This window comes from Pseudomonas agarici (assembly GCF_001543125.1).
Taxonomy (GTDB): domain Bacteria; phylum Pseudomonadota; class Gammaproteobacteria; order Pseudomonadales; family Pseudomonadaceae; genus Aquipseudomonas; species Aquipseudomonas agarici.
In genome coordinates this window covers 1,658,507-1,675,359 of sequence record NZ_CP014135.1, presented here as the reverse complement: position 1 = coordinate 1,675,359, position 16,853 = coordinate 1,658,507, and the positions used below count along the sequence as shown (strand labels likewise).

The following is a 16,853-nucleotide window of genomic DNA, read 5'->3' as shown; positions in this document are numbered from 1 at the left end:
GAGATGCGTAATTCGACACTATTTGCTCAAAATACTATTTGTTCAAAATGTCGCGGTTCAAGGTGCTTCAGTTGAACATGCCGTAGAAGAACATGCGGATGCTATCCCACAGGCGGCGGAAGATACCACCTTCCTCGACCGCTTCCAGTGCGATCAGATCGGCACTGTGAACGACCTTGTCATCCAGTTTGACTTCAACCTTGCCAATCACGTCACCCTTGGCGATCGGGGCAATCAGTTTCGGGTTGAGGGTCATGCTCGCCGCAAGCTTCTTCAGTTGGCCTTTAGGCAGGGTCATGGTCAGGTCGTCGGCCAAACCGGCCTTGACCTGATGAGTGGTGCCTTTCCAGACCGGCGCCTGGGCCAGTTCGGTGCCCTTCTGATAGAAGGTCTGGGTTTCGAAGAAACGGAAACCGTAGGTCAACAGCTTCTGGGTCTCGGCGGCGCGGGCCGATTCACTGCTGGTCCCGAACACCACCGCGATCAGGCGCTGACCATCACGCACCGCCGAGGACACCATGCAATAGCCGGCCTCTTCGGTGTGCCCGGTCTTCAGGCCGTCAACGGTCTTGTCACGCCACAGTAGCAAGTTGCGGTTGGGCTGTTTGATGCCGTTCCAGAAGAACTCTTTCTGCGAGTAGATCGCGTAGTGCACCGGGTCGACACGGATGATTGCGCGAGCCAGCAACGCCATGTCGTGAGCCGATGAGTAGTGCTCCGGATTTGGCAAGCCGGTCGGGTTCATGAAGTGGCTGTTGCTCATGCCCAGGTCGCCGGCAGTCTTGTTCATCATGTCGGCAAAGGCATCTTCGCTACCGGCGATATGCTCGGACAATGCCACGCTGGCATCGTTGCCGGATTGGATGATGATCCCGTGCAACAGGTCGCTGACGCTGACCTGCGAGCCGACCTTGATGAACATCCGCGAACCGCCGGTACGCCAAGCGTTTTCACTGACAGTCACCGGATCGCTCTCGCCAATCTGGCCGCGACGGATTTCCAGGGTCGCGATGTAGGCGGTCATCAGCTTGGTCAGACTGGCCGGTGGCAGGCGCTGGTCGCCATTGTTCTCGACCAGCACGTTGCCGCTGGCGGCATCCATGAGCACGTAGGATTTGGCGGCAAGTTGCGGCGAAGCCGGCAAAGCCATCTCATCGGCGGCCCAGGCAGTGGGCACAATGATCAACGGCACAAGCAGGCACAAACGTTTGGCAAAGGTGGTGATGTTCATCCGTCTCTCGAAATCGCTAATGGAAACTTGCCCTTGCGGACAAAACTAATCAGACAGCCCAATGCAGGCTCTGGGTTGCTCGCTACACCACCCTATAAGGCTTTTATTATTTTAGATGAACCGACAACCAAAACCCGGCCTTTGGGAGGCGGCCGAATCCTTAATTGTGCCTGTATTACTCCGACGTCACCAGACTCGGTGAGCCAAGATTCGCCAGGCGCACGCTATTCTGCACTTGCTGGACTTCATCCTGCGTGCCGATCGGCCCCATCCGGACCCGATGCAGCGTCTGCTGGTTGCGCACGATCGAACTGACGAACACCGGCGCCCTGACCATCGAGCTTAGCTTCGATCGCAGCAGTTCGGCAGCGTCCGGGTTCGCGAAGGCGCCCACCTGGAGATACTGGCCAGAGGCTGGTACCAAGCCGTTTTTCTTTGCATCGCTCAATACAGGGACAACGTCACTCGCGTGTTGTTGCGGCGGCGGTGTCCACTGCTCGATCGTCCCGGTGGACGCCGTCAACGCGGGTGCAGCAGCCTGCGCCACTTGCGGCTCGTTGAGCAGCAGCGGCGCCGGGCGGCCGCGCTGAGCCCACCACTGCTGGGGATCGATGCCTTCGACCTTGACCCGAGCCGTACCGATCTCGGCGTAGCCGAGCTTCTTGGCGGCAGCGTAGGACAGGTCGATAATCCGATCCGAATAGAACGGCCCGCGGTCGTTCACTCGCAGGATCACGCTACGGTTGTTGTCCAGGTTGGTCACTCGCACATAGCTGGGCAGCGGCAGGGTCTTGTGCGCGGCACTCATGCCGTACAGGTCATAGACCTCGCCGTTGGCGGTGTTCTGGCCATGGAACTTGGTGCCGTACCACGAGGCCGTGCCTTGGGCGACATAGTGCTTGGAGTCCGGCAGCGGGAAGTAGGTCTTACCCAGCACCGTATAGGGGTTGGCTTTGTAGGCACCGGTATGCAGGGTCGGCGTGGCGTCGGGAATTCGCGACACATCCACGTCCCACCACGGCGCGCCATCCTTGTGGGCCCGGTTGATATCCAGCCCCGGCTGAGCGCGGACGGCATTGGAAGACGATGACTGATAAGGCGAGCGACCGGTCGAACAACTGGCCACCAGCACCGCCAACGCCGCGTAAGCCAGCAGCTTCAGTGGTTTTTGAATCGGCAAAACCTGCATTACTTGACGCCCCGTGCTTGAACCAACAGGTCAGACAGCTGATGCACGGCCATGGCGTACATTACGCTGCGGTTATAGCGCGTGATCGCATAAAAATTCTTCAGGCCCATCCAGTATTCAGGGCCATTGTCGCCGTCCAGGCGAAATGCCGTAACCGGCATATCATCGCGTAGCGCATCATGACTCGACCAGCCCAACGCCCGCAACTCCCCAACGGTCTTCACCGGATCGATACCTGGACTCAATCCTTGCTCGATCAGATCGCCACGCACATCGGCGCGGCTGACCACCGGCTCGCCGGCCACCCAGCCATGACGCTTGAAGTAACTGGCAACACTGCCGATGGCATCGTCAGGGTTAGTCCAGATATTGATATGGCCCGTACCGTCGAAGTCCACCGCATAGGCGCGGAAACTGCTCGGCATGAACTGCGGCAGGCCCATCGCGCCGGCATAGGAGCCCTTGAGGCTAAGGGGATCGAGCTGCTCCTCGCGGGCCAGCAACAAGAACTCGCGCAGTTCCTTACGGAAAAACTCGGCGCGAGGCGGATAGTCGAAGCCCAGGGTCGACAAGGCGTCGATCACCCGGTAGTTGCCGGTATTGCGCCCAAAAAAAGTTTCCACGCCGATGATCGACACAATCACTTGGGCCGGCACGCCATATTCCTGCTCGGCACGAGCCAGGGCCGCTTCATGCTGGCGCCAGAAATCGATACCGCGGGCGACTCGGGCATCGGTGAGGAACATCGGACGGTATTCCTTCCACGGCTTGACCCGTTCGGCTGGGCGGGAAATCGCATCGAGAATGCTCTGTTTGCGCTCAGCCTGACGGAACACTTCCATCAGTTGCTCGCCAGCGAAACCGTAATCGCGGGTCATTTCACCGACGAACTCGGCCACTTGCGGCGATCCTTCGTAATCACCGGCCAACGCACTCTGCGTCGCCCCCAGGCAGCCGACAAGGCTCATCCATGGAGCGCATCGAGCCACCCAGTCGCGCATCACTTGCATTGAATTGTTCACCTTAATCAAACCTGTGCGATCCACTTGCGGTGGGTATGGATCGACATCAAAACCCCAAACGCCGACAGCAGCGTCACCAGCGAAGTTCCGCCATAGCTAATGAATGGCAACGGCACGCCCACTACCGGCAACAGGCCACTGACCATACCGATGTTGACGAAAACATAAACAAAAAAAGTCATGGTCAGACTCCCCGCCAGCAGTTTGCCAAACAGCGTCTGGGCCTGGGCGGTGATCACCAGTCCTCGTCCGATCAACAACAGGTAAATCAACAGCAGGGCACAGATGCCCACCAGGCCGAACTCCTCGCCCATGACCGCGATAATGAAGTCGGTGTGGCTCTCCGGCAGGAAGTCCAGGTGCGATTGAGTGCCCAGCAGCCAGCCTTTGCCGAACACACCGCCGGAACCGATGGCTGCCTTGGACTGGATAATGTTCCAGCCGGTGCCCAGCGGATCGCTTTCCGGGTCGAGGAAGGTCAGGATGCGTTGCTTCTGGTAGTCATGCATGATGAAGAACCACATGCCGACCGCCACGGGAACCGCCGCCGCCAGCACACTGAGAATCCAGCGCCAGCGCAGGCCCCCCATGAACAATACGAAGGCACCGCCGGCCAGGACCAGCAGCGAGGTGCCGAGGTCGGGCTGGCGCACGATCAGGATAAACGGCACCCCGATCAGCATCAGGCTGATGCCCACATGCTTGAGCTGCGGCGGCAACGTGCGCTTGGACAGATACCAGGCGATGGTCGCCGGCATCAGGATTTTCATGAACTCCGACGGCTGGAAGCGGATCACTCCGGGAATATTGATCCAGCGCGTGGCGCCCATGGCGTTGTGGCCCATGACATCCACCACCACCAGCAACATCACCCCCAGCACGTAGGTCAGCGGCACCCAGCGGGCCATGAAGCGCGGTTCGAGCTGGGCTATGACAAACATCGACACCAGGCCGATGCCGAAGGAAGTCGCCTGCTTGATCAGCAGATCCCAGCTTTTACCGCTGGCCGAATACAAGACAAACAGGCTGCCCGCAGCCAGGGTCAGCAGCAGGACCAGCAGCGGACCATCGATGTGCATGCGCTGCAACAGCGTGGCCCGGCGACGCATCACATCCTCACTGGAGAGGATGCGATCGAAATTGGCGATCAAGGCGTAGCCTCCGCAGTAGTGGTGCCAGCGTATTCGGGTTTGATCCGGCCATCCGGACCGAGTAGCCAGGCGTCCATCACCTGACGGACCACCGGCGCCGCAACGCCGGAGCCGGATTCGCCGTTCTCGACCATCACCGCCACGGCGATCTTCGGATTGTTGGCCGGCGCAAAGCCGACGAACAGGGCGTGGTCACGATGGCGCTCCTGGACTTTCGAACGATCGTACTTCTCGCCCTGCTTGATCGCCACGACCTGGGCCGTGCCGCTCTTGCCGGCGATCAGGTACTGCGCGCCGATTGCTGCCTTGCGCGCGGTGCCTCGGGCGCCGTGCATCACTTGTTGCATGCCATGGTTGACCTTGTCCCAGTCGGAGGGATTGCGCAGGACAATATCCGCCATCGGGTTTTCATCCAGCGGCTTCTGCCCTTCAATGGTTTTCGCCAGGTGCGGACGGTTCCACACCCCCTTGTTCGCCACTAACGCCGTGGCTTGGGCCAGTTGCAGCGGCGTCGCCTGCATATAACCCTGGCCGATGCCGAGGATCAGCGTCTCACCTGGAAACCACGCCTGCCGGCGTGTGGTGCGTTTCCATTCGCGCGACGGCATCAGCCCAGGCGACTCTTCGAACATGTCCAGGGAAACCTTCTGTCCCAGACCGAACTTGTTCATATAGAGCGCCAACCGGTCGATCCCCAGCTTGTGGGCCAGGTCATAGAAGTAGGTATCGTTGGAACGCATGATCGCCATGTCCAGGTCGACCCAGCCGTCACCGGTACGGTTCCAGTTGCGGTATTTGTGGTCGTAGTTCGGCAGTTCGTAGTAACCAGGGTCGAAGACCCGTGTCGAGGCATTGACCACCCCGCTGTCCAGACCGGCAATCGCCACCGCCGGCTTGATGGTCGAGCCCGGCGGATAGAGACCGCGCAATACCCGGTTGAACAGCGGGCGGTCGATGGAGTCGCGCAGTTCGGCGTAGGCCTTGAAGCTGATGCCGGTGACAAACAGGTTCGGGTCGAAGCTCGGCTGACTGACCATCGCCAGCACCTCGCCAGTATTCGGGTTCAGCGCCACCACGGCGCCACGTCGACCGCCAAGGGCTTCTTCGGCAGCTTCTTGCAGCTTGATGTCCAGGCTCAGGACAATGTCCTTGCCGGGCACCGGATCGGTGCGTTTGAGGACCCGCAGGATGCGCCCACGGGCGTTGGTCTCGACCTCTTCATAACCGACCTGACCGTGCAGTTGCGCCTCATAGAAGCGCTCGATACCGGTCTTGCCAATATGGTGGGTGCCGCTGTAGTTCACCGAGTCGAGGACTTTCGCTTCTTTCTCGTTGATGCGCCCCATATAGCCCACCGAATGCGCGAAGTGCGCGCCCTGCGGATAGTGGCGAACCAATTGTGCGACCACCTCGACGCCCGGCAGACGGAACTGGTTCACGGCCACGCGGGCGATCTGTTCTTCGCTCAGCTCGAACAGGATCGGCACCGGCTCGAACGGCCGACGCCCCTGACGCATGCGTTTCTCGAAGAGCACCCGGTCCTCGGGCGTCAACTGCAAGACTTCAACAATGACATCGAGCACCTGCTGCCAGTCGCCGGATCGCTCGCGGGTCATGCTCAGGCTGAAACTCGGCCGGTTATCGGCCACCACCACGCCATTGCGGTCATAGATAAGGCCACGGGGCGGCGGAATGGACTGCACATGGACGCGGTTGTTTTCCGACAGGGTCGAGTGGTACTCGTGCTGGACCACCTGCAGGAAATACAGGCGGGCGATAAGTACGCCAATGAGCAGCACGACCACAACCGCGCCGACCACAACACGCTTACGCACCAGACGGGCGTCTTTCTCGTGGTCCTTGAGGCGAATCGGCTGGGTCATTCGGCAGGCTTATTTGTGGTAAGGGTGCCCGGACAACACGGTCCAGGCGCGATACAGTTGTTCACCGATCAGGATTCGCACCAGCGGATGCGGCAGGGTCAGCGGCGACAGCGACCAGCGTTGATCGGCCCGCGCGCAGACTTCCGGCGCCAGCCCCTCCGGGCCGCCGATCATGAAGTTGACCGTGCGCGAATCCAGCCGCCAGCGATCCAGCTCAAGCGCCAACTGCTCGGTGCTCCATGGCTTGCCATGGACTTCCAGCGTGACGATACGCTCACCGGGGCCGACCTTGGCCAGCATGGCCTCGCCTTCCTGACGGATAAAGCGCGCCACATCGGCATTCTTGCCTCGGGTATTGAGCGGTATTTCCACCAGCTCCAGCGCCAGTTCGGATGGCAGGCGCTTGGCATATTCATGCCAGCCTTCTTCCACCCACTTGGGCATACGGGAACCGACAGCAATCAGACGCAGGCGCACAACCGCACCTTATTCCTGGTCTTTGTTGAGCTTGATGAAATGCTCATGAGTGTTTTCCGGGCTGTGATGTGCGGCGCTGGCCGAACGACTCTGCTCGGCACCCTGCCACAAACGCTCCAGGTCATAGAACTGACGGGCACTGGCGGTCATCATGTGGACGATCACATCGTCCATGTCCAACAATACCCAGTCGCTGTCGCCCTTGCCCTCTTCGCCCAGCGGCTTGACACCCAGTGCCTTGACCGCTTCGCGAACCTTGTCCAGCATCGCGCCGATCTGGCGGTTGGAAGTACCGGTGGCGATGATCATGAAATCGGTGATGCTCTGCTTTTCGCGCACGTCGATCACCAGGATGTCCTGGGCCTTGACGTCTTCCAGGGCCGCCACGGCAACCTTGACCAGTTCATCGCCCTTGAGGGGCTCGCCGCTGATCACTTTCTCCGGCAGCGGAGCGCTCTTGAACGTGCCTTTGCGCTTTGCTTTGTTTACGTCGTTGTTGGTCATATAAAACTCGTTTTGCTCGTATGTTCGGGCGCGTCAGTACACGACTGCGTGCTTTCAAGCGCGCCCTTTTCAGTTCGACGCACGGTACAGCCCGTGCGCATCGATGTAGGCCAGGACCGCGTCAGGCACCAGGTAACGTACCGACTTACCGCTGGCCAGCAGTTGACGGATCTGGGTGGCAGACACCGCGAGGGGCGTCTGCCAGACGAATGTAATGTGCCCGCCAGGCCCCGGCAGGGCCTTCGGGTCGCTGACCGACCGCGCGGCCAGCAGATTGCGCAAGGCATCCGGCGGTTCGCTGTCGGCATCCGGGCGTTGCAGCACCAGGATATGGCAATGCTGGAGCAACTCCTCCCAGCGATGCCACGTGGGCAGACCGCAAAATGCATCCCAACCCAGTAACAGAAACAATTGGTCCTCGGCAGCCAACTCGGCCCGCATGAGTTCCAGGGTGTCGATAGTGTAGGACGGTTTGTCTCGTTGCAGCTCGCGGTCGTCGACCACTAGCGGCGAGACGCCGGCCACCGCGCAATCGACCATCGCCAGCCGGTCGAGCGCCGAAACCTGCGGCGTATCCCGATGGGGCGGTCGGGCGCTGGGCGTCAGGCGCAACTCATCGAGCGCCATCAGTTCCACGACTTCCAGGGCACTGCGCAAATGGCCGATGTGCACCGGGTCAAAGGTTCCACCGAGCACTCCGATGCGCCGAGGTGAAACTTCGCGACCGCTCACCACGGCTGACTGGCGTTTATCGACCAAGTCAGACCGACTCCTGCCCACGCAACTGCCCGTCGCCGACCACGATGTACTTCTCGCAGGTCAGGCCTTCCAGACCAACCGGTCCACGGGCATGCAGCTTATCAGTAGAAATGCCGATCTCGGCACCCAATCCATATTCGAAGCCATCGGCGAAGCAGGTCGGGGTGTTGAGCATCACCGAGCTGGAGTCGACCTCGGCCAGGAAACACCGGGACTCGGCCAGGTTTTCGGTGACGATCGAGTCCGTGTGATGAGAACCGTAACCATTGATGTGCTCGACGGCCATCTCCAGCCCGTCGACGATACGAATCGACAGGATCGGCGCCAGGTATTCGGTACTCCAGTCTGCCTCCGTCGCCGCGACCGCCTCGATGATCGAACAGGTACGTTCACAACCGCGTAACTCGACGCTCTTGGCGCGGAACTGTTCGGCCATGGCCGGGAGGAATTCGCCGGCAACGGCCTGGTCTACCAGCAGCGTTTCCATGGCACCGCAGATGCCGTAGCGATAGGTCTTGGCGTTGAAGGCGATACGGCGGGCCTTCGCCAGGTCGGCATGGGCGCTGACATACACGTGACAAATACCGTCCAGGTGTTTGATCACCGGCACTCGGGCGTCACGACTGACTCGCTCGATCAGGCTCTTGCCGCCACGAGGAACGATCACATCGACGTACTCGGGCATGCCGATCAGCGCACCGACAGCGGCACGGTCGGTAACTTCCACCACCTGTACCACGGCGGCCGGCAAACCGGCCTCATACAGACCACGCTGGATACAGGTGGCAATGGCGCGATTGGAGTGAATCGCCTCGGAACCACCGCGCAGGATAGTGGCGTTGCCGGACTTGAGACACAAGCTGGCGGCATCGATGGTCACGTTCGGGCGCGACTCGTAGATGATCCCCACGACCCCCAGCGGCACACGCATTTTGCCGACCTGGATACCCGACGGCCGGTAGCTCATGTCCCGAATCGCCCCAATTGGGTCCGGCAGGCTTGCCACCTGGCGCAGGCCCTCAATCATGCTGTCAATTCGCCCCGGGGTCAGTGCCAGACGCTCGACCAGCGCCGGCTCCAGGCCGTTGGCGCGGGCAGCAGACAGGTCGAGTTCGTTGGCTGCGCCCAGCTCGTCACGAGCAACATCCAGCGCGGCGGCGGCAGCATGCAGCGCGTGGTTCTTCTGCGCGGTGCTGGCACGGCCAATCACGCGGGAAGCCTCGCGGGCGGCGCGACCCAGGCGGGTCATGTAGTCAAGAACGGACTCAGTCATGGTCTAAGGGGGTCTTGGCAAAGAGGAAAGCGCCCGATTATAGCTGTCGCGCCGCCTCACGCACAGCGGTGCCGAGCGGATGGTTGAAATCGGACACAAATAGCGGCCATTCAGCCTCGATTAAGGGCAAAGTCGGTATGATTGGCGTCCGACCCGCCTTGAATGCCGCTCAAGAACGATGCCCAAGATAACCTCCCTGCCCCTGCCGAACGCGCTGCCCGATGCCTTTTTTGACCGCGACGCGCAACTGCTCGCCCGCGAACTGCTGGGAAAAGTCATACGCCATCGCGTCGGCGACCTGTGGCTGGCGGCACGCATCATAGAGACCGAAGCCTATTACTTCGAAGAAAAAGGCAGTCACGCCTCACTCGGCTATACGCAAAAGCGTAGGGCTTTGTTTCTCGATGGCGGGCACATCTACATGTACTACTCCCGCGGCGGCGACTCGCTGAACTTCAGCGCCCAGGGGCCGGGCAATGCAGTGCTGATCAAATCGGCCCACCCTTGGGTGGATGAACTGTCGGGACCGACCAGCCTGGCACAGATGTTGCTCAACAACCCCGACGCCAGGGGCCTGGCCCGCTCGGAGCAGAAGCTATGTGCCGGGCAGACGCTGCTGTGCAAGGCGCTAGGCCTGAAGGTGCCGGCCTGGGACGCCAAGCGCTTCGACCCCCAGCGATTGTTTGTCGAGGATGTCGGCAACCGACCGGCGCAGATCATCCAGACCACCCGTCTGGGCATCCCCCTGGGCCGCGACGAGCACTTGATGTACCGCTTCGTCGACGCCGCCGATGCCACGTATTGCACACGCAACCCATTGCGACGCGGGCAGGTCGAAGGTCGCGACTACATTTTACACAAGTGCGCTCACCACCAAGCTTCGGCCTGACATAACCTCCCAGGAGCCCTCACCCCGGTTGCCTGCCCCAAATAAGGAAATCGCCCATGGGCCCGTGGCTCGATAACATCACCGGTTGGTTGACGGCTAATCCGCAGTGGCTCGGTCTCGCCGTATTTATCATTGCCTGTGTCGAATGCCTGGCCATTGCGGGCATCATCGTGCCCGGTACCGTTCTACTGTTCGCCATCGCCGTACTGGCCGGCAGCGGCGCCTTGCCCCTGGGCGAAACCCTGCTGCTGGGGTTCTTCGGCGGTTTGCTCGGTGATGGGCTGTCCTACGCTCTGGGCCGACGCTTTCATCAGAACATCCGGCGTCTGCCAGGGCTACGCCAGCATCCGGAGTGGATGAGCGCGGCCGAGTCCTACTTTCAACGCTACGGGATCGCCAGCCTGTTGGTCGGACGCTTTATCGGCCCGCTACGCCCGATGCTGCCGATGATCGCCGGCATGTGCGACATGCCACTGCCACGCTTTATCGGTGTCAGCCTGCTGGCCGCAGCCGGCTGGTCCGTGGTCTACCTGCTACCCGGCTGGGCCACCGGCGCGGCTTTTCGCCTGCCGTTGCCCGAAGGTTTCTGGCCACAGACCGCCGTGGTCGCGGCGGGCCTGGCAGCACTGATCGGGCTGTGCATTCATTGCAACCTCAAACGCCATCCGAAGTCCACAATCCTCATCTCGGCCCTGAGCCTGGCCCTGCTGGTCGGCCTGTTCTTCGGCTATCCGCACCTAAAGGCCTTCGACCAGGGCCTGATGACGCTGGTCCAGGAACACCGCGACAGCAGCTTTGATTTTATCGCCGTGATGGTCACCCGCCTGGGCGACTTCCAATCCCAGTTCACCGTCGCGGCGGTCCTCACGACCCTACTGCTGCTCGCTCGCCAATGGCGCCATGCGCTGTTTTTCGCTGGCACCCTGGCGATCACCGCCCTCGGCAACAGCGCCACCAAACAGCTGTTTGCGCGCATACGCCCGGAAGTGCTGACCGATCCGATCACCAGCTATAGCATGCCCAGCGGCCACAGCTCGGGATCGTTCGCCTTTTTCCTGATGCTTGCCGTGCTGGCCGCTCGCGATCAGCCGCCACGGATGCGCATGACCTGGCTGTTGCTCGGCTGCCTGCCAGCCTTTGCGGTGGCAATGTCGCGGGTATATCTGGGGGTGCATTGGCCGACCGATATCCTCGCCGGAGCATTGCTGGCAATTGGCGTTCTGGCGGCCAGCCTGACCCTTAGCCAGCGCTATATGCCACTCACTGCCATGTCGCCGCGCACCTGGTGGCTGATCTTGCCGGCTGCCGTTGCGTTGTATGGATTTCACGCGTTATGGCATGTGCAGCACCAGATGTTGCGCTATGCCTATTAGCACAGCGGGCTGTCACGAAGCGTTCGCAACAGCGTTATCCGCTCACGCGAAGAGTTCACCCCGTAACTCATCAAGCAGTACCTGGATCGCATCCAACCGTTGCCGCGGATCGTCCAGTTCCAGTAAATCGATCTTGTCGACATCGGAAAACGGCAGCAGATAAGCCAACTGATTCGCCAGCGACTGCTGCCCGGCGGCTTGCATGCCCATGCTCAACGCCGCCACCATCGGGTGCTCGGCCAGGGCCTTGAGCAGCGCCAGCAGATCCTCGTCCTCATCCTCCAATGGCTGCTCGGGAATTTCATCCAGCCACTCGACGTCAGCGACGGTCAACTGGTCCTTTTGCAACTCACTGCCGAGCACGCGGAAGCGTCGACCGCCCTCCACGCGGATGCCCAGCAGGCCGTTATCTTGCTGTTCGAAGTCGCGAATCAGCGCTTCACAGCCGACCTGGGCAAAATCCTCCGGCGCACGGCCGACTTCTCCTCCCTCCAGAATGCACACCACGCCAAAGCCACTGCCTTGCTTCATGCAGCGACTGATCATGTCCAGGTAGCGCGCCTCGAAAATCTGCAGATCGAGGGTGCAGCCGGGGAACAGCACCGTGTTCAGGGGAAACAGCGCCAGGGTCATAAAGGTTTCCTTAAACCAGCCATGTCACCGCCAACGGTAACAACACCGCCGTGGACACGCCCATCAAACTCATCGCCAGCGCCGCGAAGGCACCGCATTCGTCACTTTCCTGCATGGCCACCGAGGTACCCACCGCATGAGCCGTCATGCCCAGTGCCATGCCCCGCGCCTCGGGACGGTGAACACCTAGGCGCGTCAACATATTCGGCCCAACCACGGCCCCCACCACACCGGTGATCAGCACAAAGACCGCCGCCAAGGCCGCCACGCCACCGATCTGCTCGGCCACCAGCATGGCAATCGGCGAGGTCACCGACTTCGGTGCCATGGTCATCAGCATCCGGTGGTCGGCACCGAACAACCAGCCCAACAGCACACACAACCCGGTCGCGATCACTCCGCCAATCACCAGCGTAGTAAAAATCGGCCAGAACAACTGCCGGATCCGCCGCAAATTGAGGAACAATGGCACCGCCAGCGCGACCGTCGCCGGGCCGAGCAGGATACTGAGGATTTCGGTGCTCTTGCGGTATTCGGCATAGCTCAGATCACACAGCAGCAGAACACCGACTACCAATACCATCGACACCAACACCGGCTGCAGGAAGACCCAACGGGTTTTCTCGAACCCAGCCAGCACCAGTTGATAGGCGCCCAGGGTAATGCCGATACCGAACAACGGGTGGTGGATCATTGCGGCCCAAGCGCCGGACCAATCGAGCATCATGGCTGGCCCTCGCGCCGATCCTTGCGTTGCACCAGCCAGTTCATCAGCACCCCGGCCAGGGCCATGGAGATCAGTACCGAGAGCACCAGCGAACCGACTATCGCCCAGAAATTCGCGGCAATCTGCGTGGCATAAACCATCACGCCCACCGCCGGCGGCACCAGCAGCAAAGGCAGGTAGCGCAGCAGACTGGCGGCCGCTTCGTTCAACGGCGCGCCTACTTCGCCGCGCACCATCAGAAACACCAACAACAGCAGCAAGCCGATGATCGGCCCCGGCAACACCGCTACACACAAATGATTGATCGCCGTGCCAAGCAACTGAAACAGCACCAGCCAGGTCAGGCCGCGTAGCAACATCAGACACCCCTTTGGATTTCCCCCAATAACGCCGCCCATTATAAACACGCCGACACAGCGGCATTCGCCAAAGCTGGTGGCCTGCACGGTGAGTTCGTTCGCTCAAATTCGGATGACCAAGGGACTGTGACGAGTCATAGCCGGGCTATGGCGAGGAACAGCAACGCAAGCCAGGGATTTATGGCGCCGAAATTGACTCATAGAACTAACCACACAGGCCACTAGACCGGCCATAAATGCCGTGATGATCTACAGTGGATGCCAGGGGCCGCAAGGCTCCGTAGGAAACCTCGCCAAGCGGCGATCAGGAAGTTCTCGTCCAGCGCCTGCCCAAGGCCTGAAAGAACGCAATAAACCAAGGAGAGGCTCAATGCCCTATGTACCCGTAGCGCAACTCAACGACTATGTCGGCCAGGAACTGGGACGTTCCGAATGGCTCACCATCGACCAGGAGCGCATCAACCTGTTCGCGCAAGCCACTGGCGATTATCAGTTCATCCACGTCGATCCGGTCAAGGCCGCGCAAACGCCGTTCGGTACCACCATTGCCCACGGCCTCCTCTCGCTGTCGCTGATGCCCAAGCTGATGGAAGACATCCTTGTGCTTCCCGAAGGCTTGAAGATGGTGATCAATTACGGTCTCGACAGCGTGCGGTTCATTCAGCCGGTGAAGGTCGACTCCCGGGTGCGCCTCAAGGTCGAACTGAGCGATGCCATCCAGAAAAAGCCCGGCCAATGGCTGCTCAAAGCCATCGCCACCCTGGAAATTGAAGGCCAGGAAAAACCCGCCTACATCGCTGAACCGCTGTCGCTCTGTTTCGTCTGAGGCAGTCTGCGAGTACCGGCACGAAACAGTGACACCACTGTTTCGTGCTCTCCCCCCTAGACACCACATAATGCTACGGCATACTCGATCCTCTAATTGCCCGGATCCCGTTATGCGCCCACTTGTGCCCCTTGCTCTAACTCTGCTGCTCGCCGCCTGCGGTGACGGCGAATCACTACTACCGCCAGATGCCCGTCTGCCGGACGGTGGTCGCTATCGCGGGGAAGTGGTCAATGGCCTGCTGCAAGGCCAAGGGCGCATCGACTACCCCAGCGGCAGCTGGTACGCCGGCCAGTTCGATAATGGCCAATGGCATGGCGACGGCGAGTGGCACGGTAGCAACGGCGAGGTCTACAAGGGCCAGTTCCAGCAGGGCCTGTTCCATGGCCAAGGCACCCTGACCACCCATGACAGCAGCTACATCGGCGGTTTCAAGCTGGGGCGCCGCAACGGCGAAGGCACCCTCAAAGAAGCCGGCATGACCTACCGGGGCGAATTCAAGGACGATCAATATTCCGGCCTCGGCCACCTGGAGCTGGAAGACGGCAGCCAATACCAGGGGCAGTTCGCCCATGGCAAACCCAATGGCGAGGGCCAGCGCAGTGATTCGAGCGGCAACCTGTTCACCGGCCGTTTCGTCAACGGTCAGCTGGAAGGCATCGGGACCTTCAACAGTGCCGAAGGCGATCAGTACACCGGCGGTTTCAAGCACAATCAGTTGAACGGCAAGGGGCGCTATGAAAACGCCGACGGCGACGTCTGGATGGGTGAGTTCAAGGACGGCGTGCTCAATGGCAAGGGCGAGCTGATTGGCGTCGACGGCAGCCACTATCGCGGTGAGTTTCGCGAATGGCGCTTTGCCGGCTTCGGCCACCTGAGCCTGGACGACGGCAGTGCCTACAGCGGCGAGTTCGCCGGCGACACCTACCAGGGCCGTGGTGCCCTGACCCTGGCCGATGGCACCGTACAGAGCGGTGTTTGGGCTAATGGCCAACGAGTTCGCGATGCCGATGGCAAGCTGCTGCCGGATTCACTGGAGCTAGGCCTGTTGGCCCAAGGATCGTTGTTGGACAAAGCCCTGGCCGCCGTTCCCGCCTCCACCCCGGCCATCGAGCTGTACAGCCTCGCGTTGGCGGGTGACGGCAAACAGAGCGTATTCCTGCGCGAAGCCGATTACGTCAACAAAATGCTCGCCACGCGCTTTGGCGCCTACGGCCAGATCACCCTGGTGAATCATCGCGACCACCTGGTCGATCGTCCGATGGCTACCCGCGAGAATCTGCGTCGCGCCGCCCGGACCCTGGCTGAACGTAGCGGCCCGGAAGACCTGATCTTCATCTACCTGACCAGCCATGGCAGCCACGAACACGAGCTGGTGTTGGACCAACAACGCCTGGAACTGGCCGACCTGCCAGCCGATGAACTGGCCTCGGTCCTGGCCCCGCTGAAGAGTCGCGACAAAATCGTCGTTATCTCAGCCTGTTATTCCGGGGGATTCATACCCGCCCTCAAAGATGAAAGAACTTTAGTCATGACCGCCTCGCGAGCTGATAGGGTGTCCTTTGGCTGCTCCGAGGAGGCTGATTTCACCTACTTTGGCGACGCTCTGTTCGCCCAGGCACTGAACCAGACCGACGATTTGCAGCAAGCGTTCAACCTCGCCAAGGCCCATGTGGCCGACCGCGAACAAGCGGACAACTTCGAGGCTTCGGAACCTCAGATCTGGGCGCCCAAAGGCGTACTGGCCCATTGGCAGCAACTACGCAAACAACAAGCACGAAAAGCATTGCAAAGCGCTTCGCTGGACAGCAAGGAAGCCAAGAGCAACTAAGCTGACTCGTAAGGGAGATATTTTTATGTACTTGACGCCTCAGCACATCCTGCTCGCTGGAGCCACCGGCCTGACCGGTGAACATTTACTCGACCGCCTGCTCAATGAGCCTACGATCAGCCGTGTGCTCGCCCCATCGCGGCGGCCCCTGGCGAAACATCCACACCTGGAAAACCCGGTCGGCGAGCCGGAAGTGTTCCTGGCGCAACTGAGCGGGCGTGTCGACGTAGCCATTTGCTGCCTCGGCACCACCATCAAACTCGCCGGTTCCGAAGCAGCCTTTCGCGCCATCGACCATGACATGGTCGTCGCTTTTGGCAAGCGCGCCCGGGAGCTGGGCGCACGGCACCTGATCGTAGTCAGCGCGGTGGATGCCAACCCACAATCCAAGGTGTTCTACAGCCGGGTCAAGGGCGAGATGGAAGAGTCGTTGAAGGCGCAGAACTGGCCGCAACTGACGATTGCCCGGCCATCGCTGTTGCTGGGCGAACGCACGGAACCGCGCCTGGTCGAGCGGCTGGCGGGCGCCTTGTCGAAGTTGATTCCCGGCAAATATCGCGGGATCGAAGCCTGCCAACTGGCCCGGGCACTGTGGCGCCTGGCGCTGGAAGAGCAAGATGGGGTACGAATCGTCGAGTCGGATGAATTGCGCCGGCTGGGCAAATAACCCACCGATCTCATCGATCGCTCTTTTACGGCAAGCTTGTGGCGAGCAAGCTTGCCCGC

The 16,853-nt window shown here is 60.9% G+C and carries 17 protein-coding genes; 5 read left to right on the top strand and 12 right to left on the bottom strand.

Annotation, left to right across the window (positions count from 1 at the left end; translation table 11 throughout):
* Positions 1–67: 67 nt before the first annotated feature.
* From AWM79_RS07335 to AWM79_RS07295, 9 genes are all read right to left on the bottom strand, one after another.
* Positions 68–1,231, bottom strand: a complete 1,164-nt coding sequence (locus AWM79_RS07335; RefSeq protein ID WP_017131416.1) for a D-alanyl-D-alanine carboxypeptidase family protein — start codon at positions 1,229–1,231, stop codon at positions 68–70.
* Between the two features lie 175 nt (positions 1,232–1,406).
* Complete coding sequence (locus AWM79_RS07330) at positions 1,407–2,420, bottom strand: septal ring lytic transglycosylase RlpA family protein (RefSeq protein ID WP_017131415.1); 1,014 nt, start codon at positions 2,418–2,420, stop codon at positions 1,407–1,409.
* On the bottom strand, positions 2,420–3,430 hold the full coding sequence (gene mltB, locus AWM79_RS07325) for a lytic murein transglycosylase B (RefSeq protein ID WP_017131414.1): 1,011 nt from the start codon (positions 3,428–3,430) through the stop codon (positions 2,420–2,422). The genes AWM79_RS07330 and mltB overlap by 1 nt, the downstream gene beginning before the upstream one ends.
* 17 nt (positions 3,431–3,447) lie before the next feature.
* On the bottom strand, positions 3,448–4,551 hold the full coding sequence (rodA, locus tag AWM79_RS07320) for a rod shape-determining protein RodA (RefSeq protein WP_051000617.1): 1,104 nt from the start codon (positions 4,549–4,551) through the stop codon (positions 3,448–3,450).
* 38 nt (positions 4,552–4,589) lie between these two features.
* Positions 4,590–6,476, bottom strand: coding sequence for a penicillin-binding protein 2 (gene mrdA / locus AWM79_RS07315; protein WP_017131412.1), 1,887 nt, complete (start codon positions 6,474–6,476; stop codon positions 4,590–4,592).
* Positions 6,477–6,485: 9 nt separating this feature from the next.
* A complete protein-coding gene (gene rlmH / locus AWM79_RS07310; RefSeq protein ID WP_017131411.1) occupies positions 6,486–6,953 on the bottom strand; it encodes a 23S rRNA (pseudouridine(1915)-N(3))-methyltransferase RlmH in 468 nt (155 codons plus the stop codon).
* A gap of 9 nt (positions 6,954–6,962) precedes the next feature.
* Positions 6,963–7,457, bottom strand: a complete 495-nt coding sequence (rsfS, locus tag AWM79_RS07305; protein WP_017131410.1) for a ribosome silencing factor — start codon at positions 7,455–7,457, stop codon at positions 6,963–6,965.
* A gap of 69 nt (positions 7,458–7,526) precedes the next feature.
* Entirely contained in the window at positions 7,527–8,216 is a 690-nt protein-coding gene (gene nadD / locus AWM79_RS07300; RefSeq protein ID WP_017131409.1) for a nicotinate-nucleotide adenylyltransferase, read from the bottom strand.
* Between the two features lies 1 nt (position 8,217).
* Complete coding sequence (locus AWM79_RS07295; protein ID WP_060782522.1) at positions 8,218–9,489, bottom strand: glutamate-5-semialdehyde dehydrogenase; 1,272 nt, start codon at positions 9,487–9,489, stop codon at positions 8,218–8,220.
* 178 nt (positions 9,490–9,667) lie between these two features.
* Here AWM79_RS07295 and AWM79_RS07290 point away from each other — a divergent pair, with 178 nt between their 5' ends.
* Positions 9,668–10,378 (top strand): DNA-3-methyladenine glycosylase, encoded by a 711-nt coding sequence (locus AWM79_RS07290; protein ID WP_060782521.1) that lies wholly within the window; start codon positions 9,668–9,670, stop codon positions 10,376–10,378.
* Between the two features lie 56 nt (positions 10,379–10,434).
* Positions 10,435–11,751 carry a bifunctional DedA family/phosphatase PAP2 family protein gene (locus tag AWM79_RS07285; protein WP_060782520.1) on the top strand — a complete coding sequence of 439 codons (1,317 nt, stop codon included), beginning with the start codon at positions 10,435–10,437 and terminating at the stop codon, positions 11,749–11,751.
* 42 nt (positions 11,752–11,793) lie between these two features.
* Here AWM79_RS07285 and AWM79_RS07280 read toward each other — a convergent pair whose 3' ends face one another.
* From AWM79_RS07280 to AWM79_RS07270, 3 genes are read right to left on the bottom strand one after another with little or no spacing between them, the layout of a single operon-like run.
* A complete protein-coding gene (locus AWM79_RS07280) occupies positions 11,794–12,384 on the bottom strand; it encodes an LON peptidase substrate-binding domain-containing protein (protein ID WP_017131405.1) in 591 nt (196 codons plus the stop codon).
* Positions 12,385–12,394: 10 nt separating this feature from the next.
* Positions 12,395–13,111, bottom strand: a complete 717-nt coding sequence (locus AWM79_RS07275; protein WP_017131404.1) for an LrgB family protein — start codon at positions 13,109–13,111, stop codon at positions 12,395–12,397.
* Complete coding sequence (locus AWM79_RS07270; protein ID WP_017131403.1) at positions 13,108–13,470, bottom strand: CidA/LrgA family protein; 363 nt, start codon at positions 13,468–13,470, stop codon at positions 13,108–13,110. Before AWM79_RS07270 ends, AWM79_RS07275 begins: the two co-directional genes overlap by 4 nt.
* Before the next feature lie 370 nt (positions 13,471–13,840).
* Between AWM79_RS07270 and AWM79_RS07265 the strand changes: the two genes are divergently transcribed.
* From AWM79_RS07265 to AWM79_RS07255, 3 genes are all read left to right on the top strand, one after another.
* Positions 13,841–14,296: a MaoC family dehydratase gene (locus AWM79_RS07265; RefSeq protein WP_060782519.1), complete on the top strand. Its 456-nt coding sequence runs from the start codon at positions 13,841–13,843 to the stop codon at positions 14,294–14,296.
* Between the two features lie 112 nt (positions 14,297–14,408).
* On the top strand, positions 14,409–16,127 hold the full coding sequence (locus AWM79_RS07260; protein WP_060782518.1) for a C13 family peptidase: 1,719 nt from the start codon (positions 14,409–14,411) through the stop codon (positions 16,125–16,127).
* A gap of 25 nt (positions 16,128–16,152) precedes the next feature.
* Positions 16,153–16,794, top strand: a complete 642-nt coding sequence (locus AWM79_RS07255) for an oxidoreductase (protein WP_017131400.1) — start codon at positions 16,153–16,155, stop codon at positions 16,792–16,794.
* The last annotated feature ends 59 nt before the right edge of the window (positions 16,795–16,853 follow it).